Below are 26,557 nucleotides of genomic sequence, written 5' to 3' on the forward strand. Positions count from 1 at the left end.
AAAAATTCGTGGAATGCCGCGGAACCGGCTCTGCCGGGCCGCAGGCGTTGCCCCCTGCAAGGGGGGGGGAGTAGCGACACGAAGTGCGCGAAGCCTGGGGGTAAGTCATTTTTAAAATGGCATGACGTTGAGGAAGATGCGCTGCATCCATCCCATGGTCTGCGCCTCGTCGATGTAGCCCTTGGCCGAGTACTCGATGCGCGCATCGGCCACCAGCGTCGAAGGCACGGTGTTGTTGCCCGACACGGTGCGCGGGTTCACCACGCCCGAGAAGCGGATGTACTCGGTGCCCTGGTTGATGCCCATCTGCTTCTCGCCGCTCACCAGCAGGTTGCCGTTGCCCATCACGTCCGTCACCGTGACCGTGATCACGCCGTTGAAGGTGTTGTTGGCGTTGGCTCCGCCCTTGGCGTCGAGCTTGTTGGTGCCCGAGAGATTCGTGCCCTGCCCGTCGAGCAGGCCGCCGATGAGCTTGGGAATGGCGGAGAACACGCCGGTCGTGCTGCCCGTGCGGCTGGCGTTGGCGCCGGAGTTCTTGGTGGCATTGACCTTCTCGCTGATGACGATGGTCAGGATGTCGCCGACGTTGCGCGGGCGGCGGTCTTCGAACAGTGCATTGGCGCCAGGGCCGTCCTGGAAGATCGCGCCGGGCGCGCGCCGCGGCTGCATAGCCGCGTAGTTGTCGGCGCGCGCAGTCATCGGCTGGTGCACCAGCGGCTCGCGCGGAATCTGCGCGCAGCCCGTGGCCAGCACCGCGGCGGCAAGAAGCAGCAGCGCTCTCGCGGCCGCGCCACTCCCACGAAGAAGACGCACACCCCGCAACATCACAGCTGGGCCAGGCGCTGCAGCATCTGGTCCGAAGTCTGGACTGCCTTGCTGTTGATTTCGTACGAACGCTGCGTCGCGATCATGTTGACCAGCTCTTCCACCACGTTCACGTTCGAGGCTTCGACGTAGCCCTGGCTCAGCACGCCAGCGCCGTCGATGCCGGGGTTCACCTGGTTGGGCGCACCGGAAGCGTCGGTCTCGGCATACAGGTTCTCGCCCTTGCTCTGCAGGCCCGTCGGATTGACGAACGTCGCAAGCTGAAGCTGGCCGACCTGCACGGTGTTCGTGTTGCCCGCCTGCACCACCGAGACGATGCCGTCGCGGCCCACGGTGATGCTGGTGGCGTTGGCCGGAATGGTGATGGCCGGCTGCACGGGAAAGCCGCTGGCCGTAACGAGCTGGCCGTCGCGGTCGGTCTGGAACGAGCCGTCGCGCGTGTACGAGGTGGTGCCGTCGGGCATCAGCACCTGGAAGAAGCCGCTGCCGTTGATGGCCACGTCGGTGGGCTTGTCGGTCTTGGTGAGGTTGCCTTGCGAGTGGATGCGCTCGGTGGCGACCACGTGCACGCCGGTGCCGACTTGCAGGCCCGAAGGCAGGCGGGTCTGGTCCGACGACTGGCCGCCGACCTGGCGCAGGTTCTGGTAGACCAGGTCTTCGAACACGGCGCGGCTGCGCTTGAAGCCGGTGGTGCCGACGTTGGCGAGGTTGTTCGAAACCACGTCGAGCTGCGTCTGCTGCGCGTCGAGGCCGGTCTTGGCGATGTAGAGGGAGCGAATCATTTTTTGAAGAATCCTGCGGGTGTGTTGCGGGGCGCGCTGCTACGGATCAGCGGATCAGCCGTAGGCCAGCAGCTTGTTGGCGGCCTGCGCGTTGGTGTCGGCGGTCTGCAGCGACTTCATCTGCATCTCGAAGCTGCGCGCGTTGGCGATCATTGCCACCATGGCCTCGACCGGGTTGACGTTGCTGCCCTCGACCACGCCGGTAACGAGCGTGACGGCCTCGTCGGCCTCGGCGGGCGGCTGGCCGGCGCGCATGCGGAACAGGCCGTCGTCGCCGCGTTCGAGATCGGCGACCGGCGGGTTGACCAGCTTGAGGCGGCCCACTTCGGCAATGCCCGTGAGCGTGGTCGAAGATGCGTCGCGCGAACCCACCAGCCCGTTGGTGGCAATGCTCACGCTGGAGCCGGGCGGAACGGTGAGCGCGCCGTTGTCGCCGACCACCGGGCGCCCGCCCATGGTGGTGAGCTGGCCGTCGGCGCTGATCTGCAGGTTGCCCACGCGGGTGTAGGCCTCGCCGCCGTCAGCCGTCTGCACCACCAGCCAGCCCTCGCCGCTCACGGCCACGTCGAGCTCGCGGCCGGTTTCGGTCAGCGGGCCGTGGGTGAAGTCGGCGCCGGGCGTGGTGGCCGCCACGAAGGCGCGCGTGGGCGCCTCCTGGCCGACCACGGGCACCGCGCGGAAGTTGGCAATCTGCGCGCGGAAGCCCGGCGTGGAAACGTTCGCCATGTTGTTGGCAACCGAGGCCTGCTGTTCCATGACCTGCTTGGCGCCGCTCATGGCGACATACAACATTCGATCCACTGGGTGCTCCTGGTGTCAGTCGTTCTGCGTTGCTGTTGCCGCGTCAGCGGATGTTCATCAGCGTCTGCATGACCTGGTCCTGCGTCTTCACGGTCTGCGCGTTGGCCTGGTAGTTGCGCTGCGCGACGATCAGGTTGACCAGCTCGGAGGTGAGGTCGACGTTGGACGACTCGAGCGCGCCCGACTGCAGCGCGCCGAGCTTGGTGCCTTCGCCCGGGGTGCCGGTGAGCGCGTTGCCCGAGGCCTGCGTTTCAGCCCACACGTTGTCGCCCTTGGGCTCCAGGCCGTTCGGGTTGGCGAACGACGACAGCACGATCTGGCCCAGCAGCTTGGTCTGTTCGTTGGAGAACTTGCCGGTGATGGTGCCGTCGGCGTTGATCGAGAACGAGGTGAGTTCGCCCGAGCGGTAGCCGTCCTGCGCGAGCTTGCTCATGGCGTTGGCCGCGCCGAACTGCGTGGTGCCCGAAAGGTCGACCGTGGCGCTCAGCGCCGCGGCGCCGTTGGTGAAGGTGATGGGGCCGATGTTCAGCTGGCCGTTGGCCGGCGCGGTCATCTTGCCGGCGGAGTCGAAGGTCAGCGTGGTGAGCGCTGCGCCGGCGTTGAGCGCCGCGCCGTCGGAGGTGCCGTACACGCTCCAGGTGTTGGCGGGGGTGGCGCTCTTCACGAAGTACACGGACACGTCGTGCGGGTTGCCCAGCGAGTCGTAGATGGGCCCGACGGCGTTCGAGTAGTTGAAGGTGTCGGAGTCGGCCGCGTTGAAAGGCGTCTTGGTGGGCGTGGTGAGGCGCGCGTCGAGGTTGAACTCGGCGTTGATGCCGGTCGTGGCCTTGGGCGTCATGGCCGCGGTGGGGATCTGGATGGCCGCCGGCGTGCCGCCGCTGATGCCGCCGCTGGCGTTCACGCCGAAGCCGGTGAGGCGCAGGCCCGATGCGTTGACGATGTAGCCGTCCTTGTCGCGCGTGAACTGGCCGTTGCGCGAGTACATGACTTCACCGCTGGGGCTGCTCAGGCGGAAGAAGCCGTCGCCGTTGAGGATGGCCACGTCCAGCGGGCGGCTGCTCGACTGCGTCACGCCCTGCGTGAAGTTCTGCGTCACGCCCGACACCGATGCGCCCAGGCCGACGCGCGAGCCCGCGTACACGTCCTGGAAGGTGGCGGCGGCCGACTTGAAGCCGACGGTGCCCGAGTTGGCGATGTTGTTGCCGATGACGTCGAGGTTGGCTGCGGCCACGCCGAGTCCGCTGATGCCCTGGGAAAAAGCCATGTTGGTTCCTTGGTTCGATGCTGCGTTGAATGCGTTTTGAGAAGAAAGCTCAGAGGAACAGCCGCACGTCGGACAGGCTGATGTTGTTGCCCGTCATCAGTTCGAGCGAGACCCCGTTGGTGCCCTGCTTGACCGCGGCCACCTGCGAGAAGGTGAGCGAGGTGGCCTTCACGGTCGCGCTGCCGTTGGTGGCTTCGACGGTGAAGCGGTAGGCGCCCGCAGGCACCACGGCGCCCGTGTCGTCCTTGCCGTCCCATGTGACGGCGTTGACGCCTTCGGTCATGGAGCCGGCGCTGATGGTGCGAACGACCTTGCCGGTGCCGTCGACGATCTTGATGTCGACGTCGGAGGCAGTGCCCGGCAGCTCCACGGCAAAGGCCTGCGAGGCAGGTTCCTTGCCCTCTTCGGGAGCCTTGGTGGTGAGCGTGTCGCCCGGCGACAGCACGTTGTAGCCAATCAGCGAGGTGGCCTGCAGCAGCTGGTTGGAGCTGGTCTGGTTCACCAGGCCGGAGAGCGTGCTGTTGAGCTTCTCGATCCCGCTCACGGTGCTCATCTGCGCGAGCTGCGAGGTGAGCTCGGCGTTCTGCATCGGGTTGAGCGGGTCCTGGTTGTTCAGCTGCGTGACGAGCAGCTTGAGAAAGCGCTGCTCGCTGTCTTCGTTCGAGACGTTGCTGCTGGTCGCCGCTGAAGTGGCGTTCTGACCGGTGATGGACGAGGTGTCGGAGATGGCCATGGCGTGGTGCCTGTTCTGTTCTGGTGGATCTGATGAATCTGGCGAGAGGTTTACTGGCCGATGGACAGCGTCTTGACCATCAGCGTCTTGGCCGTGTTGAGCACCTCGACGTTGGCCTGGTAGCTGCGCGAGGCGGAAATCATGTTGGTCATCTCCTCGACCACGTTGACGTTGGGCATCGCCACGTAGCCTTCGGCGTTGGCGTGCGGGCTCTTCGGATCGAACACGAGCCGCGGCGGCGACTGGTCTTCGATGACGCCCGCAACCTTGACGCCGCCGATGTCCCCGGCGCCGTATGCCGACGGCTCGACCTGGAACACCACCTGCTTCGCGCGATAGGGCATGCCGTCGGGGCCGGCCACGCTCTCGGCGTTGGCCATGTTGCTGGCGGTCACGTTCATGCGCTGCGATTGCGCGGTCATGGCGGAGCCCGCCACGTTGAAGATGTTCATGGAGGTGCTGTTGAAGGGCATGGTGGCGGCCGCTCTTCTTTCTTGTTACTGCTGGATCGCCGAGAGCAGCGACTTGATCTTCGAATTGATGACGGTGAGGTTGGACTCGTAGCGCAGTGCGTTGTCGGCAAAGGCGATGCGCTCGACGTCCATCTCTACGGTGTTGCCGTCGAGGCTCGACTGGTTGGGCACGCGGTAGAGCAGGTCTTTGTCGGACGCGGCTTGCGCCTGCCCTGCAAGGTGGCGCGACGAGGTGGTGGCCAGCGACACCGACTGCGCCGACGCGCGGCCGCGCTCGACGGCTTCGCTCAGGCGCGAGCCGAAGTCGAAGTCGCGCGCCTTGTAGTTGGGCGTGTCTGCATGGGCGATATTGGCCGCGAGCACTTCCTGGCGCTCGGCGCGGAGGTTGAGGGCTTCGCGGTTGAAACGAAGCGCCGCATCCAGCTTGTCGATCATCTTTTTTCCATCCGTTGAGGCGTCGCCAATGCGCAAGCGCAGCGACAGATGGAAAGCGAGTCTATGCATGCATCGCGTTTGCAATCGCCCGAACAAAGGGGGTTTTCGCCTGCTGCTCGCACCTTCGATCGGCGGGCGGATTTCTAGAATTTCCGGGCGGCGGCATGCGCCCTCTTGCTGTGGCGCGCCGCAATCCAGGCCCTCTTTTCCGACACACCCGATGACCCTCTTCAAGCTTCGCAACCGCAGCCTGCCGGCACTGGTGGCCGTGGTGTGCACGGCGTCCGCGTTCGCCGCCGCTGCCGATGCCAATGCCGCCGATGTCGATACGGTCATCGAGAAATACCTGCGGGTGCAGACGGCGGGCTTGCCGGGCAAGGTGACGATCAACATCGACGCACGCAGCACCTCCAACCTGCCCGCCTGCGATGCGCCCGAAGCCTTTCTGCCGCCGGGCGCGACACCCTGGGGGCGCGTGTCGGTGGGCGTTCGCTGCCAGGCGGAGCGGCCGTGGACGCGCTACGTGCAGGCACACGTCGCGGTGGAAGGCAGCTATTTCGTGGCCGCGCGCGCCATCGATTCGGGCCGACCGCTGGGCGCGGGCGACGTTGCCGAGCGCACCGGTGACCTCACGCGGCTGCCGCGCTCGGTCATCACCAGCGCGGCCGAACTGGCCGGCGTGGTGACGGTCAACCGGGTGGCGCCGGGCGCGCCGCTGCGCAAGGAGCTGGTACGCGGCGTTACCGTCATCCAGCAGGGGCAGGCGGTGAAAGTCGTGGCGCAGGGCCAGGGCTTCGTCGTCAGCACCGAGGGCAAGGCCATGACCGGGGCCGTCGTCGGTGCCGTGGTGCAGGCCAAGACCCGCGACGGGCGGCTGGTCAGCGGCGTGGCGGACGAAGAGGGACAGATCCAGCTCGCCCAGTAAGCAGCTTCGTGCACGCCCTGCCTAAAGTTCTTGCCCAAGCTGCCGATATACGGGTCAGCCCCTGAGGAATCACCTTGAAAATCGATCAACCCGCCCCTTCGGCCACGCCCCCTCATCGCCCAACGCCCGCGCCGGGCGCGGCTACGGTGACCGGCGCCGAAGCCGCCCAGCGCCCCAAGGAGGCGGCGCCGGCTTCCGCGCACGTTCATTCGCTGCCCAGCGCCGCGGGCACTGCCAGCGATTTCGATGCGGCCCGCGTGGCGGCGATCCGCGAGGACATCCGCGCCGGGCGCTACCAGATCCGCCCCGAGCGCATCGCCGACGGCCTGCTGGCAAGCGTGCGAGACCTGCTCGACCCCAGGCTCGACCCGAACAGCGGCAAGGGCGGCAACGAATGAAGCCCACCCTGCTGACCCACCTGCGCACCGAGAGTGCCTGCATCGAGGAATTCCTGTCGGTGCTGGACCGCGAGGCCCAGGCAATGTCGGACGGCGCGTTCACCGACCTGGCGGCCATTGCCGGCCAGAAGACCGTGCTGCTCGACCGCATGGCCGAGCTGGACACGCAGCGCGAAGCCATGCAGGCGGCGCTGGGCTTCGAGCCTGGCCGCGTGGGTGCGGATGCTGCCGCAGCAGCCGGCGGCCCGGACGTGATGCAAGCCTGGGCTGCATTGCTGGAGCTTGCCGGGCAGGCAAGAGGCCACAACCTGCGCAACGGCTCGATGGTCTACGCGCATCTCGATTTCACGCAACAGGCCCTGCACTTCCTGCAGGCCAGCGCGCAGCTGTTCTACGGACCGGACGGCGTACGCAAGACACAGGCGGGCAGCGGCAACCGCCTCGCGGCGGGCTGATCGCCGTGCGGGCCGGGCTGCTGGTCATGCTGTGGCTGTACGCCACCGCCGTGCACGGCGTGGCGAGCGCGGCGGACGGCGTGCTTGTCACCAACGTGGCGCCGGGCGCCCTGCCGGGCGACGTGATCAACCTCGGCCAGCTGCAACAGGTGCCCGCTGCCTTGCGCGACGTGGAGCGCATCGCGTACTCAGGTACGGCGATGGCCGTGGCCATGTCGGCTGCGTACGTGCCCACGCTCTACCCCGGCGAGAAAACTGTGGGCCTGGCCGTCGGCACCTACAAGGGCTACACGGCGGCGAGCCTCGGCTTCAAGACCCTGTCGGACGACGGGCAGATGGCCTGGGGCATGGCCATCGCCAATGCAGGCCGGGACTGGGGCTTCAACGCCGGCATCGGCTGGAAGCTGCCGCGCGCGGGCGACCGCTGAAGCAGCCCTTCCACCCTCACCATCACCAACACACGGACCCCTCGACATCATGAACAACGACGCTCACGGCGGCTCGCGCCAGGTGGCCATGGTGGGTTGCGACGAGGCCCAGGCGCAGGCATGGGGACAACGGCTGAGCCTGATGGGCTGCGCGCCGGTTTCCTTCGACAGCAGCGACGACTTTCTGCGCGCGGTAACGCGCGGCACGCAAGGGAGCCACTTCGACCTGCTGCTGGTGGTGCTGAAGGACGAGGGCGCGTGGCCGGTGCTGACGTCGATGTGCAAGGCGCTGCGCCTGCCGATCTTCCTGGTCGCCAATGCGCTGCAGCGCGAGCTGCTGGCCGAGGTGCTGCTGGCGGCGGAGCCCGAAGCGCAGGGCGCGAGCATCGATTTCGCGGTGCTGCCGGTCGACGACTTCGAGGTGGAGTTGCGCGTGCGCGAAGCGCTGCGGCGCAATGAGACGCTGCTGCATCCGCCATCGGTGAATGCGCTGTTCGGCGACTACCAGTTCATCGGCAGCCGCAAGGTGGTGGTGCACAAGGGGCAGGACATCCGCCTGAAGCCGCGCGAATTCGAGCTGGCGCTGCTGCTGTTTCGCAATACCGGCCGGCTGCTGGAGCGCGACTGGCTGCTGGGCTCGCTGTGGATGGACTCGCAGGTCGAGCGCAGGAGCCGGGTGCTCGACTGCTGCGTGGCGAACATCCGTCGCAAGCTGTCGCTGCACAAGGACAGCGAGTTCATGCTGCACTCGGTGTACGGACGGGGCTACGAGCTTCGCCATGTGCCGGGCTCGCCGATTGCAGGCACCGTGGACGACTCGGGATTTCCGGACACGTCGAACGAGCCGATCTGGCTGGGGGAAATCTCCCAGGCACGGGCGTAGGAGCCTGTCAGGCCTGGGAATCGCTCCCGCGGCGGCGCCGGGTCGTCCATTCGTCGACGAAATACCGGGCGCGGGAGCGGACCCGCTCGAGCGCTGCTTCGCGCGAGGGCTGTTGCGTCAGCACGAACACGCAGCGCTGCACCCGTCCCTGCCGGAGTTCGGCCTTGCCGGCATAGGTGCCTTCCAGGGTCTTTTTGAGGTCCAGCCGGCACGTCCAGCCTTCAGGGAGATTGAAGTCGACGGGGTCTTGGGTCATGGCGTATCGAAGAATAGTTCTCCGCAGGCCGTTTGAAAATGTGACGATCGCCAGCCTCGAGGAACCGCCACCAATGGGCGGGTGCCTGAGCGACCTCTACCAACGCCAGCAGACCGTCCACCCGAGTATCAGCCGGCAACCTTAAGCCGAACTGAAGGCCGGAAAATAAGAGCGCTGGCGTCATGGAAGATCGCGCCACCCGAGCAAGAATTGCGGATGCAACAACTGCAGATCGACTCGCACCAGGTTCACCTGTGGCACCTGTACGTCCCCGAACAGGACGACGACGCCACCTGCGAAGAAAAGGGCATGGCCCTGCTGGCGCCCGAAGAGCGCGAAAGGCACGGGCGCTTTCACTTCGCCCGTGACAGGCGCCGCTATCTCATGACGCGGGGCCTGATCCGCTCGCTTCTCTCCTGCTATGCACCCATCGCCCCGCAGGACTGGGAGTTCGAGAACAACGCCTATGGGCGCCCGCGGATCGCCAACGCACTGCCGCAGGCACAGCGCCTTCGCTTCAATATTTCGCACAGCGCCTCGCTCATCGTGGCGGCGCTGACAGTGGAGCGCGAAGTGGGCGTGGACGTCGAGCACACGGCAAGGGCCGCCCCGCTGGAGATTGCTGAGAACTTCTTCTCCGCCAGGGAGGCGAAAGAGCTGCAGCAGCTTCCGGCCGGGCTTCAGCCTTCACGCTTCTGGGATCTCTGGACGCTCAAGGAAAGCTATATCAAGGCGCGCGGAATGGGGTTGTCTCTGCCGCTGGACCGGTTTTCCTTCAGCTTCGACGACGCCAATCGCGTGGCAATCGACTTCGAGGACGGCCTCGAAGATTCCGCAGCACGCTGGCAGTTCTGGCAGCTTCAGCCGGACAACGCGCACGCCGTGGCCCTCTGTCTTGAGCGAACTCAACCGCAAGACGTGCAGATCCTGTGCCGGAAGGCAACGCCGCTGCTTGCGTCGTTCGGGGAATTCCAGGGCACGGTGACGCGCCGGTCAGCAGGCAGCTGACTACTGACTGGCTGATTGGCCGCGCTCCGCCTCGAATTCGGCTCGGTTCCACAGGCCGAAATACAGCACCTCGGACCATTGCAGACCGAGCGGGTGCTCCGTGGCGCCGGTGCGGGTGCTGTCGCAGTCATCGTCCAGCCGCAGCCCGAAAAAGGCGTCGAGCGGGGCGGCGCACTTCTGCGTGGTCGCCTGTTTCAGCTGTCGCCCTGCCTCGGCGATGTCGGCCGGCAGGGCATCGATGGCAGCGCCCACGCGCAGGCACCGCGCGATCTCCTGCTCCACGCAGGCTCGCAGCGCCGCCTCATCTGATTCGGACATGGTGTCGAGCTCGATCGTCTCCAGCAGCAGGTAGCGGTCGCGATGGGCTTCGAGGAAGGCGATCGTCTCGTCGAGCCAGATGGGCAGATGCACCGGCGCCGTGGACGCACTCGCCGGTACAGCAGGGGCCGCTTCCGTCTGTGGCGAAACCAGCCGCTTGAGGCGCCCGAGGAAAGACACCGGCTGCGCTGAAACGGCAGGTTGCGGCTCGGGTGCTGATGCTTGCGCCGCGAGGAGAGACCGCACGATGTCGATGAAACGCCGCACGCGCTCGAAGCCCGGATCGAAGCTGCTGCTGATCGCATGGAGCCTGACCTTGTGCTCCGGCTCGTCGTCATCGAAGCCATCCGACACCAGCGAGGCGCACAGCTGCGGATCGCCCGACATGAGAAGCCGGTACATGAACGGCACGTCGTACGGCCATTCGGACAGGCCCGAAATTGTTTCCGGGCGGTCGGCATATGCGCCGGGCCGATTGCTGACGCTGTAGAGATAGGAACGGTTGGCCATCTGGAACTCCCTGATTCGCGCGCCATTGTTCGAGCGCTACTGCCCGATTCTAGGAGGTAGGCCCGGCTGAATGACTATTCCCAGGAAACCTGAAATTAAGAAAAAACTTCAACAAAATCAAAGACGCACCAATAAGAGGCATCACTTTTTTGTCGCCATCGATATCAAAATAGTGATTCAGAAAAATAACTACATTGAAAAAATAAAACAACTGTGATATTCATTTAATTAACTAGTATTTTCATATTACTATTCATCGATAACGCTCGATTTAAAATACAAATCAATTTGACACAATGACTCCAAAATGCGACATGGCTAGTTGCAAATACCCGCCCTCCTTTTAAGATTTATTTAGAAATAATAATTTCCAAGTGTTTCTTAAGTGGAATGGCCTCACGACCATTCAATAGTTTTCCAACGGATGGATGGGGCTCATGAACACAACTTATCGCTCGCTCTGGAACGAATCCCTTGGCGCCTGGGTAGCGGCGTCGGAACTCACTTGCGCACGCGGCAAGCGCAGTGGGAGTTGCGTGACGGCCGGTGCACTCACGCTGCCCCCGTCGAGGCGCCTGCGCTCGGGGATCATGACCGCGCTGCTGACCATGGGCGGGCTTGGAGGGGCCTCGCTGGCGCAGGCGCAAGCGATCTGCACTGCGGGGCCGTACTACGTCTATAGCGGCAGCTCGACTTGCGCAGGTCAGCAGTCCCAAGCGACTATGGGCGGAGCCACAGCTATAGGCTTTAACGCCAGCAGTACGGGGCTGAATGCCACGACTCTCGGCTACGGCGCTATTGCCTCGGCGGTCAATGCTCTTTACCTGGGCGCGCGTACCGCTGGAGGAACCGGAGCAACCGGAGAGTCGTCGATTGCCATCGGTACGGATGTCGCCTCCACTGGAGCGGGGTCCATCGGTATCGGCGTGCAGTCGAAAGCAACTGGAAACGGCGTTGCCGTGGGTGCGTCAGCCGTTGCCTCGGCGACGGGCGTGGTCGCAGTGGGCGGTGGCGCCACGAGTTCGGCAGTCAACGGTGTAGCTGTTGGCTCCGGAGCCAGTGCGTCCGGAGTCAACTCCATTTATCTAGGCGCACGCACCGCCCCGACGGCAGGTTCGCTGAGCGAGAGTTCGATCGGAATCGGTACGGACGTGACTGCGAGCGACACGTACGCAACCGCCATCGGCTTCAACACGAAGGCGACCGGGCTGCGCAGCGTTGCCCTTGGATACCTCGCAAATGCGGCCGCATTGGATACCGTTGCGCAAGGTACCCGCAGCCAGGCAACAGCTCAGAACGCCATCGCCGTCGGCTTCCAGTCGATCGCGTCCCAGCTGAATTCGGTCTACATCGGCTCGCGTACCGGCGCGGGAACGGGGGCCACTGCAGTCGGCGCCGTCGCCATCGGCACGGATGTGACGGCGTCCCAGCTCAACACCACAGCCATGGGGTTCCAGAGCCAGGCGACCGGACAAAGCGCAGTGGCTGTCGGGTCGACTGCGGTCGCTTCGGGTACCTCTGCAATGGCGCTGGGGACGGGCACGCTCGCAAACAACGTCAATGCTGTCGCGCTCGGCGCTTCCGCCAATGCCACCGCGGCCGGCGCCAGCGCCCTGGGCACCTTTGCCAATGCTTCGGGAGCGAACTCCACAGCGGTCGGTGTCAGCTCGACGGCCAGCGGCTTGCGCGGGTTCGCTGGCGGCTGGGGGAGCAACGCCGTAGGCGCCGATGCCGCAGCCATCGGCACGTCGGCCAACGCGGCAGGAACAAGCTCGGCAGCGCTCGGCAACCTCGCCAATGCTTCGGCGGATTTCTCGCTGGCCATGGGCAATCAAGCCCTCTCGAGCGGAGTCGGCTCGGTCGCGGCGGGGTCGGGAGCCAACGCCGCGGCCGACGGGACCGTGGCGATGGGCAACAACGCTGCTGCAACCGTCACGCGCGCAACCGCACTGGGATTTGGCTCGGCTGCGAGCGGCCAGAACGCTACTGCAGTGGGCGCACTCGCCAATGCGTCCGCAGCGCAGGCGGTCGCTATAGGCAACAGCGCCAATGCCTCGGCGCTCAATGCGATAGCGATGGGCACCAACACCGTCGCCGACTCCGCCGATGCGGTCGCGATCGGCAACAGTTCCAAGGCCACCGGCGGCAAGGCGGTGGCCATCGGCTCCGGCAACGTCGCCAGCGGCAATGGCGCCGTGGCGATCGGCGACCCGAACACCGCCACCGGCAACGGCGCGATCGCGAATGGCCTGGACAACACCGCCACCGGCAACGGCTCTGTGGCCATGGGCAACACCAACAAGGTCGGCGGTGGCGGCCAGGATGTGAGCGTGCCCGGCACGGCGGCTCAGGGCGCAGTCGGCATCGGCTACCAGAACACCGTGGTCGGCCAGGGCAGCGTGGCCATCGGCAGCACCAGCAAGGCGCTGGCCGCGGGCGCGGTCGCGTTCGGCGACACGGCGGTGGCGAACAATGCTCGCGACGTGGCGCTGGGCTCGGGTTCAGTGACGGCGACAGCGGTGGGAACCGCTGGCATCACGATCAACGGCACGCCTTACACCTTCCAGGGCACCACGCCAACGAGCACGGTCAGCGTCGGCTCGGCGGGCGCCGAACGCACGATCACCAACGTGGCGGCCGGCAGGATTTCCGGCACCTCGACCGATGCGATCAACGGCTCGCAGCTGTCCGCCACCAACTCGGCGATCGCCGACGTGGCAACGACGGCGGGCAAGGGGTGGAACCTGAGCGCCAACGGCGGGGCGCCGCAAAATATTGCGCCAGGCGGGACCGCGGATTTCGCCAACGGCAGCAACACGACCGTCACGCGCACGGGCAACCAGATCAGAGTCGATGTGGTGGCGGATCCGACCTTCAATTCCGTGACCACCGGCAACACAAAGATCGACAACAACGGCCTGACCATCGTGGGTGGTCCGAGCGTGACGCTGACCGGCATCGACGCTGGCAGCAAGGTAATTACCAATGTGGCGCCCGGCGTGGCAGGTACCGACGCCGTGAATATCGACCAGCTGACCACCACGGTGGCCGGCAGCAAGACCAGGTACTACCAGGTCAACTCCACAGGCGGGGGCAACGAAGCCAACGACGGCGCGACCGGCGCCGACGCCATCGCATCGGGCAAGAACGCAACGGCCGCAGGTGCCTCGAGCGTGGCCATGGGTTTGGGTGCCACGGCCGGCACCGCCAACAGCGTAGCGCTGGGCGCGGGCTCGGTCACGGCGACGGCAGTGGCGACGCCGAGCACGACGATCAACGGCACGGTCTACAACTTCCAGGGCATTGCGCCGGTGGGCACGGTCAGCGTCGGCACGTTCGGCGGCGAGCGCACGATCACCAACGTGGCGGCCGGCCGGATCTCCGGCAGCTCGACCGATGCGATCAACGGCTCGCAGCTGTCCGCAACCAATCAGTCGATCGAGGACCTCAGCACCACCGTTACTGCCAACAAGATCAGGTACTTCAGCGTCCAATCCACCGGTGGCGGCAATGAAGACAACCTCGGCGCGCAGGCAGCCGACGCTGTCGCCGTAGGCAAGGACGCCAGCTCGACCGTCAACGGCGGGGTCGCCCTCGGCGCGGGTTCCGTCTCTGACCGCGCAGTCGCAGGCAGCACCGGCAACATCCCCGCGGGCAGTTCGCTGATCCCCTTCAACACGACCGACCGCACGCTGCTCGGCGCCCTCTCTGTCGGCAGCGCCACCACCTACCGCCAGATCACCAACGTGGCCGACGGCACGCAGGCGCAGGACGCCGTCACGGTGCGCCAGCTCAGCGGCGCGCTGCAGTCGTTTGCGGTCACGCCCATCCAGTACTTCCACGCCAACTCCACGGCGGCCGACTCGCTGGCCATCGGCACGGAGTCGGTGGCGGTCGGCCCGCAGACGGTGGTCAACGGCAACAACGGCGTGGGCATCGGCAATGGCGCCATCGTGCAGCAGAGCGCACCGGGCGGCATTGCAATCGGCCAGGGTGCGACCTCGCACCTGGCCGACTCCATCGCGCTGGGCACGCAGTCGTCGGCCGCCGCGGTGCAGGGCGTGGCGCTGGGCGCAGGCACCAGCGTGACGCAGGCCGGCGGCGTGGCGCTGGGAGCTGGCTCGGTGGCTTCGACTGCGGCAGGCGTGGCAGGCTATGTGCCGCCCACCGCCACCGACGCGCAGCGCATTGCCATAGGCGCGACCACCAGCACGCTGGCGGCCGTGTCGGTGGGCAATGCCGCCAGCGGCCAGTTCCGCCAGATCACCGGCGTGGCCGCGGGCACGGCCGACAGCGACGCGGTCAACGTCTCGCAACTGCGGGGCGTGCAAGGCCAGGTGGCAGTGATCGATCAGTCGACGGTCAAGTACGACACCAACGCGGACGGCACGACCAACTACAACAGCGTGACCATGGGCGGCAGCAATGCCACCGGGCCCGTCACGGTGCACAACGTGGCGCCGGGCGTGGCGGGCACCGACGCGGTCAACGTCAACCAGCTCAATGCGGTCAGCGGCGGCCTCAACAACCGCATCAACGCCCTCAGCGACCGCCTCGACGGAGTCGAGAAGAACGCCTATGCAGGCGTTGCCGCGGCCATGGCGCTGCAGATGCCCGGAAGCTACGTTCCGGGCAAGACGGTCATGCGCATCGGCGCGGGCTCCTTCAAGGGCCAGAGCGCGGTGGGCGTCAGTTTCCGGCGTACCTCCGAGAACAACGCCTGGAGCATCACCGGCGGCGTGGCCACCAGCCGTGCCGGCGTGGGCGCCACCGTGGGCGCGGAATGGGTCTTCAACTGATCGCCGTACGAATGAACTGGACGCACCCCATCATGAACAAGCTTCTTCAAGCCAAGGCCCCTTTCACTGTTCTCTGCCTCGCGGCACTGCTGGCTGGCGGCTGCGCCAGCCCGAGCTACACCATCACGCCGGAGATGCAGGCCCGAGCCGCTTCGGAGAACCCGGCGCCGCCGAAGGACGAAGACTTTCCCGCGCTGAACTCGGCCAAATGGCAGCAGGGCGCGTTCCCGAGCCTCGAGGCCTTGCGCAACATGCGCACCGGCCTGGGCAAGGACCAGGTGCGCGAACTGCTGAGTTTTCCGCACTTCAGCGAAGGGCTGGGCGGCGTGCGCGAATGGAACTACATCTTTCACTTCCGCACCGGTGCGGGCCCGGAGTACATCACCTGCCAGTACATGGTTCGCTTCAATGCAGACGTGCTGACCAACGGGATGTACTGGAAGGGGCCGGGCTGCGCGGATGTGCTCAAGCCACCCGTGGTGACGAGGCCTGCCGCGGCCGCTCAGCCGGCGGTTGCTCCTGCGAAGACGACGCTCGGTGCCGACGGCCTCTTCCGCTTCGACGGCCGCTCGCTGGCCGACTTGCTGCCTGAAGGGCGACGCAAGCTGGACGCCCTGGCAAGCGACATCAAGGGCAGCGTCAAATCGGTGGACACGATCAGGGTCACTGGCCACACCGACCGGCTCGGCAGCAGCACCTACAACCAGGCACTCTCGCTGGCGCGCGCCAACACCGTACGCGACTACCTCGTGCAAGCTGGCGTGCCCGCGCAGAACATGCAGGTGCAAGGCAAGGGCGAATCGGAACCGAAGGTGCAATGTGCGCAGACACGGCGGGCAGAGCTGATCGACTGTCTCGCCCCGAACCGCCGCGTCGAGATCGAGGTCTTCGCGCAGCGCTGAACTCTTCGGCGGGCCTCGCATACTCATTCATCAATACGAAGGAGGTATAAAAAAGCATCTCGAATGAGTATTTCCAGATATGGATTTGTCTCCCTAGGATGCGCCCACAACTATCAGGAGACGAGACATATGAAGAGGATCACCACTCTGGCTTTGCTATGGGCCGCCGGCTTGCAATGCACCATGGGCACTGCACTTGCACAGAGCGCGCCATGGCCCCAACGAGCCATCAAGATCGTGACGCCAACGCCACCCGGCGTCGGCTCCGACATCTTCGCGCGCAGCTATGCCGACCAGCTCTCGCGATTGCTGAAGGTGCCCGTGATCGTGGAGAACAAACCGGGCGCACTATCGACCATCGGCACGGACGCGGTGGCCAAGGCAACGCCCGACGGCTACACGGTGCTGTTCTCGACGAGCAACCCGTTCACGATGACGCCGTTTCTCCTCTCGAAGCTTCCCTACAACCCGAAGGAAGATCTTGTGCCTGTGACGCAGGCACTCAAGGGCGGCTCATTCATCGTGGCGAACAACGCGGTGCCCGCGCGCAATACGGAAGAACTGGTCGCACTGGCCAAGCGCCAGCCGGGGCATGTGAGCTTCGCGTCTTACGGCTCGGGCAGCACCTCGCACCTGGGCTTTGAGCTGCTGCAGGAAGCAGCGTCCATCGAGATGCTGCACGTTCCCTACAAGCAGGGCGCCATGCCCGATGTGATCGGTGGGCAGGTGATGCTGGGCTTCGAGCCCCCGATCTCGGCATTGCCGAACATCAAGGCGGGCCGGGTGAAGGCACTGGCCTATACCGGCAGCCAGCGCAGCGCGGCACTGCCCGACGTGCCGACCGTTGCAGAGCGCTATCCCGGTTACGACGTGTCGACCTGGCTCGGCTTCTGGGTGCCCGCGCGCACGCCCGAGGTCATCGTCGAGCAATTGAACCGGGCGATCACCACCGTGACGCGCTCGCCGGAGATGGCGCGGCAGATCGCCGATGCCGGGCTGGAGCCGATGACGACGAATTCCACCGACACCCGCGCCATCATCGAGCGCGAGGCCCAGACCATGGGCCGGCTGATCAAGGCCAAGGGCATACGCATCGACTGACGATGCCCCGGCGCGGCTGAACGAACGCCGCTCCCCATTCTTCTTCTGAGGTTTTCACGCCGTGGTGCTTGCAGCGCAAGCACCGCGCGCCGACACGCGCCAACACGCGCCATTTCCGCACGCCATTTCTACAACGAGGAGACACGCATGAAGACAACAACCACCCCACCCTTTCGCCGCCGGCTGCCGCACACCATTGCGGGCGCGCTCTGCATCGCCGCCAGCGCTGGCGCGACAGCTCAATCGAGCGTCCAGCTCTTCGGCACGCTGGACATGAACCTCACGTACACGAAAAGCGACCGGCGCTCCGTCAAGTCGATGGACCAGGGAGGCAACATCTTCCCCAGCCGCCTCGGCTTTCGCGGCACGGAAGACCTGGGCGGCGGGCTGGCCGCGAGCTTCTGGCTGGAGATGGCGCTGCTGCCCGACACGGGCGAGGTCCAGGGCGTCGGCTTTCACCGGCGCTCGACGGTGAGCCTGTCGCACAACAGCGTCGGCGAGCTGCGGCTCGGGCGCGACTACACGCCCACGTTCTGGAACATCTCGCAGTTCTCGCCCTTCGGCACCGTGGGCGTCGGCGGCTCGGCCAACATCGTCGAAGGCTGGCCCTTCGGCCTCGGCGGCGCGCGCACGCTGGCGCGGGCCAACAACTCCGTGGGCTACTTCCTGCCCAAAAACCTGGGCGGCTTCTACGGCCAGGCGATGTACGCCCTGCCCGAAGGCGAGGACGGCGCCCGCTACCGCGGCGGGCGGCTGGGCTGGACCAACGGCACGGTCGATGTTGCGGCCGCCTACGGCGTGACACCGGTCGGCCCCAACGACTACAGCGTGGCGAGCCTGGGCGGCACCTACGACTTCGGGCTCGCAAAGCTCTACGCGAACTACTACCGGCAAAAGACCGAGGGCGACAAGCAGGTCAACGTGATGCTGGGCCTGGGTGTGCCGGTCGGCCCGGGCGTGATCAAGGCCTCGGTGGCCCGCTCCAACCGCTCCGGACCGGGCATCGACAGCGACGACGCGACGCAATATGCCGTCGGCTACGTGCACTACCTCAGCAAGCGCACCGCGCTGTACGGCACCTACTCGCTCGTCCGCAATCGCGGCAATGCGGCCTACACGGTTGCCGACTCGGCGCCGGCCACCACGCCGGGACGCGCAGCGCGCGGGCTGCAGTTGGGCATTTCGCACAACTTCTGATCGGGTCAGCTGCAAGAAAAAAGCCGCAGTGAAAAATCACTGCGGCTTTTGATAGTGGCTTTGCCAGCAGAAAAATGAAAGGCCAGAAGGCTTTCAGCAATCAACCGCTTGCAAGCGTATTTGGAGGAGAGGGAGGGATTCGAACCCTCGGTACTATCGCTAGTACGCCTGATTTCGAGTCAGGTACATTCGACCACTCTGCCACCTCTCCGGTGCTGTCGAGCCTGCGATTATAGCAGACAAAAATTGGGCTTTTGAAGCTCCCTGCGATCAACCGCGCAGAACTTCGAGCCCGCCGAGGTACGGACGCAACGCCGCAGGCACGTTGATCGAGCCGTCCTCGTTCTGGTGGTTTTCCAGCACGGCCACCAGCGTGCGGCCCACAGCGAGGCCGGAGCCGTTGAGCGTGTGCACGAGCTCGTTCTTGCCCTGCGCATTCTTGAAACGCGCCTGCAGGCGGCGCGCCTGGAAGGCCTCGCAGTTCGAGACGGAGCTGATCTCGCGGTAGGTGTCCTGCGCCGGCAGCCAGACTTCGAGGTCGTAGGTCTTGCCGGCGGTAAAGCCCATGTCGCCGGTGCACAGCAGCACGACGCGGTACGGCAGCTCCAGCGCCTGCAGCACGGCTTCGGCATGGCCGGTCATCTGTTCGAGCGCGTCGTAGCTCTTCTCGGGATGCACGATCTGCACCATTTCGACCTTGTCGAACTGGTGCTGGCGGATCATGCCGCGCGTGTCGCGGCCCGCGCTGCCGGCCTCGGAGCGGAAGCACGGCGTGTGGGCAGTGAGCTTGATCGGCAGTTGCGACTCGGCCACCACCTCGTCGCGCACGAAGTTGGTCAGCGGCACTTCGCTGGTGGGAATGAGGTACAGCGCCGAATGGTCGGGCGCGGGTTCGCCGTCCTGGCCGCCCTTCTTCGCGGCGAACAGGTCGCCTTCGAACTTGGGCAGCTGGCCGGTGCCGCTGAGCGTGGCGGCGTTGACGATGTAGGGCACGTAGCACTCGCTGTAGCCGTGCTTCTCGGTCTGGATGTCGAGCATGAACTGCGCGAGCGCGCGGTGCAGGCGGGCGATCGGCCCCTTCATGACGGTGAAGCGCGAACCCGCGAGCTTGGCGCCCATCTCGAAGTCGAGGCCGAGCGGCGCGCCCAGGTCGACGTGGTCCTTCGGCGCGAAGGCCAGCGGCGTGGCATTGGCGCCGGCGCCGCCTTGCGGGCTCCAGCGGCGCATTTCGACGTTGCCTGTCTCGTCCTCGCCCACCGGCACACTGGCGTGCGGCAGGTTGGGCACGGCGAGCAGCAGCGCGTGCAACTCGGGCTGGATTTCTTCGAGGCGCTTCGATTGCGACTCTTGCTCGGCCTTCAGCGCATTGACCTCGGCCATCAGCGCATCGACCGACTCGCCCTTGGCCTTGAGCGGGCCGATCTGCTTGTTCAGCGTATTGCGGCGCGCCTGGATTTCCTCGGTGCGGGTTTGCAGCGTCTTGCGTTCGGCCTCGAGCGCGGTGAACGCCGACACGTCGAGGTACGGCTGGTTCTTCTTGCGTTTTTCGAGGCCGGCCACAGCGGAGGCCAGGTCTTTGCGGAGCAGGGTGATGTCAAGCATGGGGGGATTTTAGGTGGGCGTAGCATCGCGGTCCCACTGACCCACCTCGAAGGGAAAAACGATGGAAGCCTATCTGACATTCAACGGCAATGCCGCCGAAGCGCTCGCGTTCTATGGCAAGGCGCTGGACGGCAAGGTCGTCTTCAGCATGACCTTCGGCGAAAGCCCGGCGGGAGCCCAGACGCCGGCCTCCTACAAGGACAAGATCATGCACGCCACGCTCGAGGCCCGCGGCCACAAGCTGATGGCCTCCGATGCGCCACCCGAGTGGCCTTTCGAGGGCTACAAGGGCTTCTCTCTATCGGTGCAGGCCGACAACGTCGACGAAGGCAAGAAGCTGTTCGACGCGCTCGCCGAAGGCGGCAAAGTGACGATGCCCTACGGCCCGCAGTTCTGGGCCACGGGCTTCGGCATGCTCACCGACAAGTTCGGCGTCGCCTGGATGGTCAACTGCGAGAAGTAAGAACCGATCAGGCAACCGTCGCAGGATCGACGTTCGCCCCGCAGACGATCAGGCACACCTTCTCGCCTTCGCGCGGCACGTAGGCGCCGGTCTGCAGTGCAGCGAGCGGCAGCGCGGCGGCCGGCTCCACCGCCAGCTTCAGCTCTTTCCAGAGCCACTGCTGGGCTGCGCGGATGGATTCGTCGGACAGCAGCAGCGCGTCTTGCACCTGCTGCTGCGTGATCTCCCAGGAAATGGCACCGATGCGGCGTGCGCCGAGCGAATCGGCCGCGATGCCGCCCACTTCCACGTCGACCGGCTCGCCGGCTTCGCGGGCACGGAGCAGCGTGGGCGCTTTCTCGGGTTCGAGCGCCACCACGCGGGCGCGCTTCTCGAACCAGCCGGCAAGGCCGCCGATCAGGCCGCCACCGCCCACGCTCACGAGCACCGAATCGGGCAGACCGCCCTGCTGTTCGATCTCGCGGCCCAGCGTGCCGGCGCCGGCCACCACTTCGAGCTGGTCATAGGCGTGCGTGAGCAAGGCGCCGGATTCCCTCTGGCGCGTCAGGCAGGCGGCCAGCGCATCGGGGTACAGCTCGCCGACCACGACCACTTCCGCCCCCAGCGCACGCAGACGCGCGCGCTTGGCTTCGGGCGACACGCCGGGCAGGAACACCTGGCAAGGCACACCCAGCGCGCGCGCAGCGGCGGCCGTGGCAATCCCCGCATTGCCACCCGAGGCCACGACCACGCCGCTTTGCGGAATGTCGTTGGCCAGCAGCCGGTTCATCATGCCGCGCGCCTTGAAGCTGCCGCTGACCTGCATGTGCTCGAGCTTGAGCCAGATCTCCGCGCCCGGCACCTCAATGCCGAAGGCGCTTGCCGGCAGCTTCCACAGCGGGGTTTCGCGCAGGAAGTGGCCGGCGCGTTCGCTCAGCCTTCGGGCGGCGCTGTCTATTTCAGAGCGCCAGTCGGTTGTTTTCGTATCGTTCAAGAGATGTGTCCTGGAGGCGGAATGTCGTCGAGCTTGAGGCCCTTGGGGAGCGGAAACTTGATGGTTTCCTCGATGCCGTCCATCTTGCGGACCGACACCGCGCCGAACGCGCGCACGCGGTCGATCACCTCGCGCACCAGCACTTCGGGGGCCGAGGCGCCAGCCGTGAGGCCGATGCGCGTCTTGCCCTCGAACCACTCGGGTTTCAGCTCTTCGGCCGAATCGACCATGTAGCTCTGGGTGCCCAGCCGCTGCGCCAGTTCGCGCAGCCGGTTGCTGTTGGAGCTGGTGGGGCTGCCCACCACGATCACGAGGTCGACCTGAGGGCTCATGATCTTCACCGCGTCCTGGCGGTTCTGGGTGGCGTAGCAGATGTCCTGCTGCTTGGGCTCGCGCACCTCGGGAAAGCGCGCGCGCACCGCGGCGGCGATCTCGGCGGCGTCGTCCACGCTCAGCGTGGTTTGGGTGACTACCGCCAGCTTGGAGGTCTGCGCTGGCGAGACCTTCGCCACGTCACCCACGTCCTCTACAAGGTGGATGCCGCTCGACAGCTGCCCCATCGTGCCCTCGACCTCGGGGTGCCCCTTGTGGCCGATCATGATGAACTCGTAGCCCTCTTTCGCGAGCTTGGCCACCTCGACGTGCACCTTGGTCACCAGCGGGCAGGTGGCGTCGAAGATCTCGAAGCCGCGGTCGCGCGCCTCCTGCTCCACGGCCTTGCTCACGCCGTGCGCGCTGAACACCAGCGTGGCGCCGGGAGGCACATCGGACAGTTCCTCGATGAAGATCGCGCCCTTGGCCTTGAGCTCGTTCACCACGTAGGTGTTGTGCACGATCTCGTGGCGCACGTAGATCGGCGCGCCGAACTTGGCGATGGCACGCTCGACGATCTCGATGGCGCGGTCGACGCCCGCGCAGAAGCCGCGCGGCTCGGCCAGGATGACTTCTGAGATCTCGGAGTTCATAGCACCCCGATCAGCTTCACTTCGAAGGTGACGGGCTGGCCGGCCAGCGGATGATTGAAGTCGAAGCGCACACCGGTCTCGTTCGACTCGATCACCGCGCCGGCGTAGCTGCCGGTGCCGTCGGGCGTGGGGAACTGCACGACGTCGCCAACGGCGTACTGCTCGTCGGGGTCGCCCATCTGCGCGAGCAGCTTCCTGGCCACCCACTGCTGCATGTCGGGGTTGCGGTCGCCGAAAGCCTCGCCTGCGGGCAGCTCGAAGGTGGCGTGCGTGCCCTCTTCCAGGCCCATCAGGCGCTGCTCCATGGCAGGAGAAAGCTCGCCGGTGCCGAGAGACAGGGTCGCGGGTTTGTCGGCGAAAGTATTGATGATGTCGCCCGCCGGGCCGGCCAGCCGGTAATGCAGGGTCAGAAAGGAGCCGGAAGTCACGACTTGGGACATGGGGGCAGCGGAGGTAGGCAAAGACAAGGTGGGTGTCCCGATAAACTGGGCCTCATTTTAAGGACCGGGGCTTCCACCCGGCTCCGCAAAGGTTTCACCCCAGGGTTTCATGTCATTCAAGGATCTCCCCCTAGACGCCCGTCCCCGCGAAAAACTCATCTCGCGGGGAGCGTCCGCGCTGGCCGATGCCGAGCTGCTGGCCCTGCTGCTGCGCACCGGTGTGGCGGGCAAGAACGTGCTGCAGCTGGCGCAGCAACTGCTCGAGCGCTTCGGCGGGCTCTCGGGGTTGCTGCACACCGGCGCCGAAGACCTCAAGGCCGTCAAGGGCATGGGCGGCAGCGCCAAGCGCTCCGAGCTGATCGCCGTGCTCGAACTGGCACGCCGTGCCATGGGCGAAAGGCTCAAGGAGCGCGCGGTGTTCGACTCGCCCGGCGCAGTGAAGCAATACCTGCAGTTGCACATCGGCTCCTGCTCCTATGAAGTTTTCGCGGTGGTTTTCCTCGACGTGCAGCACCGCATGATCGCGCTGGAAGAAATGTTCCGCGGCACGCTCACGCAGACCAGCGTCTACCCGCGCGAGGTCGTCACGCGCGCCATCCACCACCAGGCCGCAGCCGTGGTGCTGGCGCACAACCACCCGAGCGGCAACATCGAGCCCTCGCGTGCCGACGAGTCGCTCACGCAAACGCTGCGAGCCGCCCTGGCGCTGGTGGACGTGCGGGTGCTCGACCACATCATCGTGAGCCCCGGGCAGAGTTTTTCGATGGCCGAGAGAGGGCTGCTCTGATGGGCTCGCGCGCTCCCTCGCTCAAGAACCTCGCCGACCTCAAGCAGGTGCAGCGCGCGCTCGCCGAAACCCGCGAGCGCGAAGCCGCCGAGGCGGCCGCCAAGGCAGCGGCCGAACGCAAGCGCGCCGCCGAGAAAGACCTGTTCGCCCGGGCCATCGGCGCCACCGAACCATTGCGCCGCAAAGCCGCCGTGCCGCTCGCGCCGGAGCCGCCCGCGCCCATCCCCGTGCAGCACCAGCTGGACGAGCAGCGCGTGCTGCGCGAGTCGCTCTCCGACGAGTTCGACGTGACCACGCTGCTCGACGTGGACGACGCCATGAGCTTCCGCCGCCCCGGCATCGGCACCGATGTGACGGCGCGGCTGCGCAAGGGCGACTGGGCGATCCAGGCGCAGGTCGACCTGCACGGGCTGCGCAGCGACGAGGCGCGCGAGGCGCTCGGCGGCTTCATCCGCACGGCCTACAAGCAAGGGTTGCGCTGCGTGCGCGTGGTGCACGGCAAGGGACTGGGTTCGCCGGGCAAGCAGCCGGTGCTGAAGACCAAGACCCAGCGCTGGCTGATCCAGAAGAACGAAGTGATCGCCTTCGTACAGGCCAAGCCTGCTGAAGGCGGGGCCGGCGCCCTCGTCGTGCTGCTGGCGCCCGCGCGGCGCTGAGCCGCACGGGACGCCGGTTTCTCTTTTGCCTTACTGGCTCAGATCGAGCTTGTAGACCGAGCGGCCCTTGCCGCTGCCGTCATCGGCCGTCAGCAGCGAGATGTTCGTCAATCCGGCATCCGTCGCAGCGCTCAGTTGACCCTGCCCCGACGTGAACACCACATTCCCCGCCGTCGTCACTTGCGTGAAACGCCAGCTGCGCGCCGCACCGTTGGTTGCACGCGTGATGGTCTTCTTGGCCTTGATGTAGTCGATCAGCACGTCGCGGTTCGCATCCGGCGATGCATAGATCGTCGCGCGCCCGTCCAGCGCGGGGATGAAGCTCGCACCGCTCGTCGCACGGTAGTTGTTCGTCGCGATGACGAACTCCTTCGCCGGGTCGATCGCAGCGCCCAGGTACGTCAGGTTCTTGATCCTGCTGCCCACGTCCTGCGTCACGTCGATCTCGTACTGCACGTCGGGCGTGGTGAACATGTCGAAGTTGTAGCCCGGAAAGGTGCTGATGAGCTGCTGGTCGGCCGTGGCCGTCAGGCTGATCTTGTTGAAGCGCTTGGCCGCTGCTTCGAGCCAGCTCTTGATTTCCGCGCCCGTCACCTTCACCGCATACACCGTATTCGGGTACAGGTACAGGTCGGCCGCATTGAAGATCGCCAGGTTGCCCACGGCCACGTCGGTGTAGTCGCGACCGCCTTCGTAGCCCGACTTGAAGGGCGCGCTCACCGACAGCACCGGCAGGCTCGCGTACTGCGACAGGTTGGCCTGGATGTAGGCCTTCACGTAGTCGGCCTGCGCCTGGTTCACGATCTGGATCGCACCCGGGTCGCCCACGTCCGCGAAGAAGGTGTTCATGCGGAAGTCGGTACTGCCGATAGGCGTCTTCACGTAAGTGATCGCGGCCTTGTGCTGCGTATCGACCAGCGGAGCGATCGCAGGGTCGGCATCGACGTACACGGCCTTGTTGGCGCTGTCCTTGCCTGTCTGCGTGGAGCGCGCGTCGACCACGGTCTTGCTCTTGTCCACGCTCCAGGCCTTGCCGTCGTACTCCAGCTCCAGCTTGATGAGGCCCAGCGACTTGCCCCACGACGAAGCCATCACCGCCGGCACACCGTTGACGGTGCCGGCCGTGTTGTCCACGCCGGCCTGCGTGAAGCCGGGCTTGGCGCTGCGGTCGGGGAAAACGGCGTGCTGGTGGCCCATCATCAGCGCGTCGATGCCCGGCACCTTAGCGAGGTACAGGGCCGAGTTCTCCATCGTCGGCGAGTAGGCCGATCCGTCGATCCCGCCGTGCTGCAGCGCGACCACGATGTCGGCGCCCTTGGCGCGCAGTTCGGGGATGTACCGGGTTGCCGCTTCCACCGTGCCCTCAGTGCGCAGCTTGCCTTCGAGGTAGCGCTTGTCCCAGTTCATGATGCCGGGCGTGGTGAAGCCGATCACGCCAACCTTCAGCGGCACCGTAACGCTCTTGCCGTCGGGCCCGGTCGCGGTGAACTGCTTGTTCAGGATGACGTACGGCGCGAGCAGCGGCTTGCCGGTCTTCACGCTCTGCACGTTCGCCAGCACCAGCGGAAAGCTCGGCCCGACGCACTTCTTGGTGGCGTCCACGCCATCGACATCGAGCCCGCCGCCGATTGCCTGATTGAGAAACTCCAGGCCGTAGTTGAATTCGTGGTTGCCGAGCGTGCCGGCATCGAAGCCCGTGGCGTTCATCGCCTTGTACATCGACAGCGGCTGCGTGCACGGAATGCGGTTGATCAGCGCCTCGTAGTCGGCCAGCGCCGTGCCCTGGATGGTGTCGCCGCTGTCGAACAGCATCGTGTTGGCGAACTCCTTGCGCGCCGCGTTGATCAGCGTGGACGCGCGCTCGTAGCCGTACGACTTGTCTTCGGCAACCTTGAAGTAGTCGAAGCTCAGCACGTTGAAGTGCAGGTCGGTGGTTTCGAGCAGGGCCACCGTGGTGCGCGTGCCCTTGGCCACCGGTGCGGGCGTGGTGGGCGTGGGGTCCGACGTCACCGGCGGAATGACGACTGTGCCGCCGCCGCTTCCGCCACCGCAGGCGGTGAGCGCGGCGGCCAGGACGGCGGCACAGGTGGTCATGGGGACAAAACGCGAAAGCGACGTGGCCGCTGCATCGTTCTTCATCGAGAGGTCTCCCTGCAAATTAGAGGAAGACCAGTCTCT

At 66.0% G+C, this 26,557-nt stretch carries 27 protein-coding genes and 1 tRNA gene; 13 read left to right on the forward strand and 15 right to left on the reverse strand.

The window, feature by feature from the left end; translation table 11 throughout:
- Positions 1-111: 111 nt before the first annotated feature.
- From BLV60_RS24790 to flgB, 7 genes are read right to left on the reverse strand one after another with little or no spacing between them, the layout of a single operon-like run.
- Positions 112-825: a flagellar basal body L-ring protein FlgH gene (locus BLV60_RS24790; protein ID WP_371127402.1), complete on the reverse strand. Its 714-nt coding sequence runs from the start codon at positions 823-825 to the stop codon at positions 112-114.
- On the reverse strand, positions 825-1,607 hold the full coding sequence (flgG, locus tag BLV60_RS24795; protein ID WP_093057947.1) for a flagellar basal-body rod protein FlgG: 783 nt from the start codon (positions 1,605-1,607) through the stop codon (positions 825-827). The genes BLV60_RS24790 and flgG overlap by 1 nt, the downstream gene beginning before the upstream one ends.
- A 54-nt stretch (positions 1,608-1,661) precedes the next feature.
- Positions 1,662-2,408, reverse strand: a complete 747-nt coding sequence (flgF, locus tag BLV60_RS24800; RefSeq protein WP_093057948.1) for a flagellar basal-body rod protein FlgF — start codon at positions 2,406-2,408, stop codon at positions 1,662-1,664.
- Between the two features lie 43 nt (positions 2,409-2,451).
- Positions 2,452-3,672 carry a flagellar hook protein FlgE gene (flgE, locus tag BLV60_RS24805; protein ID WP_093057949.1) on the reverse strand — a complete coding sequence of 407 codons (1,221 nt, stop codon included), beginning with the start codon at positions 3,670-3,672 and terminating at the stop codon, positions 2,452-2,454.
- 49 nt (positions 3,673-3,721) lie between these two features.
- On the reverse strand, positions 3,722-4,405 hold the full coding sequence (locus BLV60_RS24810; protein WP_093057950.1) for a flagellar hook assembly protein FlgD: 684 nt from the start codon (positions 4,403-4,405) through the stop codon (positions 3,722-3,724).
- Between the two features lie 50 nt (positions 4,406-4,455).
- The gene (flgC, locus tag BLV60_RS24815) at positions 4,456-4,878 is read right to left on the reverse strand and encodes a flagellar basal body rod protein FlgC (protein WP_093057951.1); all 423 of its coding nucleotides are present in this window, start codon (positions 4,876-4,878) and stop codon (positions 4,456-4,458) included.
- Positions 4,879-4,902: 24 nt separating this feature from the next.
- Positions 4,903-5,313 carry a flagellar basal body rod protein FlgB gene (gene flgB, locus BLV60_RS24820; RefSeq protein WP_093057952.1) on the reverse strand — a complete coding sequence of 137 codons (411 nt, stop codon included), beginning with the start codon at positions 5,311-5,313 and terminating at the stop codon, positions 4,903-4,905.
- Between the two features lie 220 nt (positions 5,314-5,533).
- Between flgB and flgA the strand changes: the two genes are divergently transcribed.
- The 5 genes from flgA (at position 5,534) to BLV60_RS24845 (ending at position 8,402) form a co-directional block, all read left to right on the forward strand.
- The gene (gene flgA, locus BLV60_RS24825; RefSeq protein ID WP_093057953.1) at positions 5,534-6,238 is read left to right on the forward strand and encodes a flagellar basal body P-ring formation chaperone FlgA; all 705 of its coding nucleotides are present in this window, start codon (positions 5,534-5,536) and stop codon (positions 6,236-6,238) included.
- Between the two features lie 74 nt (positions 6,239-6,312).
- Positions 6,313-6,636 (forward strand): flagellar biosynthesis anti-sigma factor FlgM, encoded by a 324-nt coding sequence (gene flgM, locus BLV60_RS24830; RefSeq protein ID WP_093057954.1) that lies wholly within the window; start codon positions 6,313-6,315, stop codon positions 6,634-6,636.
- Complete coding sequence (locus BLV60_RS24835; protein ID WP_176928919.1) at positions 6,633-7,091, forward strand: flagella synthesis protein FlgN; 459 nt, start codon at positions 6,633-6,635, stop codon at positions 7,089-7,091. The genes flgM and BLV60_RS24835 overlap by 4 nt, the downstream gene beginning before the upstream one ends.
- 5 nt (positions 7,092-7,096) lie before the next feature.
- On the forward strand, positions 7,097-7,519 hold the full coding sequence (locus tag BLV60_RS24840) for a YadA-like family protein (protein WP_256329568.1): 423 nt from the start codon (positions 7,097-7,099) through the stop codon (positions 7,517-7,519).
- Positions 7,520-7,568: 49 nt separating this feature from the next.
- Positions 7,569-8,402, forward strand: coding sequence for a winged helix-turn-helix domain-containing protein (locus tag BLV60_RS24845; protein ID WP_093077324.1), 834 nt, complete (start codon positions 7,569-7,571; stop codon positions 8,400-8,402).
- A 7-nt stretch (positions 8,403-8,409) separates the two neighbouring features.
- Here the strand turns inward: BLV60_RS24845 and BLV60_RS24850 are convergent, their stop codons facing one another.
- Complete coding sequence (locus tag BLV60_RS24850) at positions 8,410-8,658, reverse strand: hypothetical protein (RefSeq protein ID WP_093057956.1); 249 nt, start codon at positions 8,656-8,658, stop codon at positions 8,410-8,412.
- Between the two features lie 216 nt (positions 8,659-8,874).
- On the opposite strand from BLV60_RS24850, the gene BLV60_RS24855 reads away from it, so the two are divergent.
- Positions 8,875-9,666: a 4'-phosphopantetheinyl transferase family protein gene (locus BLV60_RS24855; protein ID WP_093057957.1), complete on the forward strand. Its 792-nt coding sequence runs from the start codon at positions 8,875-8,877 to the stop codon at positions 9,664-9,666.
- Here BLV60_RS24855 and BLV60_RS24860 read toward each other — a convergent pair whose 3' ends face one another.
- Positions 9,667-10,494: a DUF7822 domain-containing protein gene (locus BLV60_RS24860; RefSeq protein ID WP_093057958.1), complete on the reverse strand. Its 828-nt coding sequence runs from the start codon at positions 10,492-10,494 to the stop codon at positions 9,667-9,669. It abuts the gene before it with no gap.
- A 437-nt stretch (positions 10,495-10,931) separates the two neighbouring features.
- On the opposite strand from BLV60_RS24860, the gene BLV60_RS24865 reads away from it, so the two are divergent.
- From BLV60_RS24865 to BLV60_RS24880, 4 genes are all read left to right on the forward strand, one after another.
- Entirely contained in the window at positions 10,932-15,293 is a 4,362-nt protein-coding gene (locus BLV60_RS24865) for an ESPR-type extended signal peptide-containing protein (RefSeq protein ID WP_093057959.1), read from the forward strand.
- A 32-nt stretch (positions 15,294-15,325) separates the two neighbouring features.
- On the forward strand, positions 15,326-16,195 hold the full coding sequence (locus BLV60_RS24870) for an OmpA family protein (protein WP_256329569.1): 870 nt from the start codon (positions 15,326-15,328) through the stop codon (positions 16,193-16,195).
- A gap of 129 nt (positions 16,196-16,324) precedes the next feature.
- Positions 16,325-17,296 (forward strand): Bug family tripartite tricarboxylate transporter substrate binding protein, encoded by a 972-nt coding sequence (locus BLV60_RS24875; protein WP_176928921.1) that lies wholly within the window; start codon positions 16,325-16,327, stop codon positions 17,294-17,296.
- 147 nt (positions 17,297-17,443) lie between these two features.
- Positions 17,444-18,493, forward strand: coding sequence for a porin (locus BLV60_RS24880; protein ID WP_093057962.1), 1,050 nt, complete (start codon positions 17,444-17,446; stop codon positions 18,491-18,493).
- A gap of 121 nt (positions 18,494-18,614) precedes the next feature.
- Here BLV60_RS24880 and BLV60_RS24885 read toward each other — a convergent pair.
- A tRNA-Ser gene (locus tag BLV60_RS24885) sits at positions 18,615-18,704 on the reverse strand.
- A 59-nt stretch (positions 18,705-18,763) separates the two neighbouring features.
- Positions 18,764-20,095 carry a serine--tRNA ligase gene (serS, locus tag BLV60_RS24890; RefSeq protein WP_093057963.1) on the reverse strand — a complete coding sequence of 444 codons (1,332 nt, stop codon included), beginning with the start codon at positions 20,093-20,095 and terminating at the stop codon, positions 18,764-18,766.
- A gap of 61 nt (positions 20,096-20,156) precedes the next feature.
- Here serS and BLV60_RS24895 point away from each other — a divergent pair, with 61 nt between their 5' ends.
- Complete coding sequence (locus tag BLV60_RS24895) at positions 20,157-20,558, forward strand: VOC family protein (RefSeq protein ID WP_093057964.1); 402 nt, start codon at positions 20,157-20,159, stop codon at positions 20,556-20,558.
- Between the two features lie 7 nt (positions 20,559-20,565).
- On the opposite strand, the gene BLV60_RS24900 is transcribed toward BLV60_RS24895, so the two are convergent.
- From BLV60_RS24900 to BLV60_RS24910, 3 genes are read right to left on the reverse strand one after another with little or no spacing between them, the layout of a single operon-like run.
- Complete coding sequence (locus BLV60_RS24900; protein ID WP_093057965.1) at positions 20,566-21,531, reverse strand: threonine/serine dehydratase; 966 nt, start codon at positions 21,529-21,531, stop codon at positions 20,566-20,568.
- A complete protein-coding gene (gene ispH / locus BLV60_RS24905; protein ID WP_093057966.1) occupies positions 21,528-22,496 on the reverse strand; it encodes a 4-hydroxy-3-methylbut-2-enyl diphosphate reductase in 969 nt (322 codons plus the stop codon). The genes BLV60_RS24900 and ispH overlap by 4 nt, the downstream gene beginning before the upstream one ends.
- Positions 22,493-22,936: an FKBP-type peptidyl-prolyl cis-trans isomerase gene (locus BLV60_RS24910; protein WP_093057967.1), complete on the reverse strand. Its 444-nt coding sequence runs from the start codon at positions 22,934-22,936 to the stop codon at positions 22,493-22,495. The genes ispH and BLV60_RS24910 overlap by 4 nt, the downstream gene beginning before the upstream one ends.
- A gap of 109 nt (positions 22,937-23,045) precedes the next feature.
- On the opposite strand from BLV60_RS24910, the gene radC reads away from it, so the two are divergent.
- Both radC and BLV60_RS24920 read left to right on the forward strand, forming a co-directional pair.
- The gene (radC, locus tag BLV60_RS24915) at positions 23,046-23,723 is read left to right on the forward strand and encodes a RadC family protein (protein ID WP_093057968.1); all 678 of its coding nucleotides are present in this window, start codon (positions 23,046-23,048) and stop codon (positions 23,721-23,723) included.
- Positions 23,723-24,379 (forward strand): Smr/MutS family protein, encoded by a 657-nt coding sequence (locus BLV60_RS24920; protein WP_093057969.1) that lies wholly within the window; start codon positions 23,723-23,725, stop codon positions 24,377-24,379. Before radC ends, BLV60_RS24920 begins: the two co-directional genes overlap by 1 nt.
- A gap of 30 nt (positions 24,380-24,409) precedes the next feature.
- Here BLV60_RS24920 and BLV60_RS24925 read toward each other — a convergent pair whose 3' ends face one another.
- Positions 24,410-26,473, reverse strand: coding sequence for a bifunctional 2',3'-cyclic-nucleotide 2'-phosphodiesterase/3'-nucleotidase (locus BLV60_RS24925; RefSeq protein WP_093058061.1), 2,064 nt, complete (start codon positions 26,471-26,473; stop codon positions 24,410-24,412).
- Between the last annotated feature and the right edge of the window lie 84 nt (positions 26,474-26,557).

Origin of the sequence: Variovorax sp. YR634 (assembly GCF_900106655.1) — a bacterium.
GTDB lineage: Bacteria > Pseudomonadota > Gammaproteobacteria > Burkholderiales > Burkholderiaceae_C > Variovorax.

What these genes read in the sequence shown, in the direction of transcription:
- flgC (WP_093057951.1), bottom strand. Translation starts at nt 4,878, where the DNA reads ATGCCCTTCAACAGCACCTCCATGAACATCTTCAACGTGGCGGGCTCC.
- BLV60_RS24790 (WP_371127402.1), bottom strand. Translation starts at nt 825, where the DNA reads ATGTTGCGGGGTGTGCGTCTTCTTCGTGGGAGTGGCGCGGCCGCGAGA.
- BLV60_RS24865 (WP_093057959.1), top strand. Translation starts at nt 10,932, where the DNA reads ATGAACACAACTTATCGCTCGCTCTGGAACGAATCCCTTGGCGCCTGG.
- serS (WP_093057963.1), bottom strand. Translation starts at nt 20,095, where the DNA reads ATGCTTGACATCACCCTGCTCCGCAAAGACCTGGCCTCCGCTGTGGCC.
- BLV60_RS24835 (WP_176928919.1), top strand. Translation starts at nt 6,633, where the DNA reads ATGAAGCCCACCCTGCTGACCCACCTGCGCACCGAGAGTGCCTGCATC.
- BLV60_RS24875 (WP_176928921.1), top strand. Translation starts at nt 16,325, where the DNA reads ATGAAGAGGATCACCACTCTGGCTTTGCTATGGGCCGCCGGCTTGCAA.
- BLV60_RS24845 (WP_093077324.1), top strand. Translation starts at nt 7,569, where the DNA reads ATGAACAACGACGCTCACGGCGGCTCGCGCCAGGTGGCCATGGTGGGT.
- flgB (WP_093057952.1), bottom strand. Translation starts at nt 5,313, where the DNA reads ATGATCGACAAGCTGGATGCGGCGCTTCGTTTCAACCGCGAAGCCCTC.
- radC (WP_093057968.1), top strand. Translation starts at nt 23,046, where the DNA reads ATGTCATTCAAGGATCTCCCCCTAGACGCCCGTCCCCGCGAAAAACTC.
- ispH (WP_093057966.1), bottom strand. Translation starts at nt 22,496, where the DNA reads ATGAACTCCGAGATCTCAGAAGTCATCCTGGCCGAGCCGCGCGGCTTC.
- BLV60_RS24860 (WP_093057958.1), bottom strand. Translation starts at nt 10,494, where the DNA reads ATGGCCAACCGTTCCTATCTCTACAGCGTCAGCAATCGGCCCGGCGCA.
- flgA (WP_093057953.1), top strand. Translation starts at nt 5,534, where the DNA reads ATGACCCTCTTCAAGCTTCGCAACCGCAGCCTGCCGGCACTGGTGGCC.
- BLV60_RS24925 (WP_093058061.1), bottom strand. Translation starts at nt 26,473, where the DNA reads ATGACCACCTGTGCCGCCGTCCTGGCCGCCGCGCTCACCGCCTGCGGT.
- flgG (WP_093057947.1), bottom strand. Translation starts at nt 1,607, where the DNA reads ATGATTCGCTCCCTCTACATCGCCAAGACCGGCCTCGACGCGCAGCAG.
- BLV60_RS24910 (WP_093057967.1), bottom strand. Translation starts at nt 22,936, where the DNA reads ATGTCCCAAGTCGTGACTTCCGGCTCCTTTCTGACCCTGCATTACCGG.
- BLV60_RS24880 (WP_093057962.1), top strand. Translation starts at nt 17,444, where the DNA reads ATGAAGACAACAACCACCCCACCCTTTCGCCGCCGGCTGCCGCACACC.
- flgE (WP_093057949.1), bottom strand. Translation starts at nt 3,672, where the DNA reads ATGGCTTTTTCCCAGGGCATCAGCGGACTCGGCGTGGCCGCAGCCAAC.
- BLV60_RS24920 (WP_093057969.1), top strand. Translation starts at nt 23,723, where the DNA reads ATGGGCTCGCGCGCTCCCTCGCTCAAGAACCTCGCCGACCTCAAGCAG.
- BLV60_RS24810 (WP_093057950.1), bottom strand. Translation starts at nt 4,405, where the DNA reads ATGGCCATCTCCGACACCTCGTCCATCACCGGTCAGAACGCCACTTCA.
- BLV60_RS24850 (WP_093057956.1), bottom strand. Translation starts at nt 8,658, where the DNA reads ATGACCCAAGACCCCGTCGACTTCAATCTCCCTGAAGGCTGGACGTGC.
- BLV60_RS24895 (WP_093057964.1), top strand. Translation starts at nt 20,157, where the DNA reads ATGGAAGCCTATCTGACATTCAACGGCAATGCCGCCGAAGCGCTCGCG.
- BLV60_RS24870 (WP_256329569.1), top strand. Translation starts at nt 15,326, where the DNA reads ATGAACAAGCTTCTTCAAGCCAAGGCCCCTTTCACTGTTCTCTGCCTC.
- BLV60_RS24855 (WP_093057957.1), top strand. Translation starts at nt 8,875, where the DNA reads ATGCAACAACTGCAGATCGACTCGCACCAGGTTCACCTGTGGCACCTG.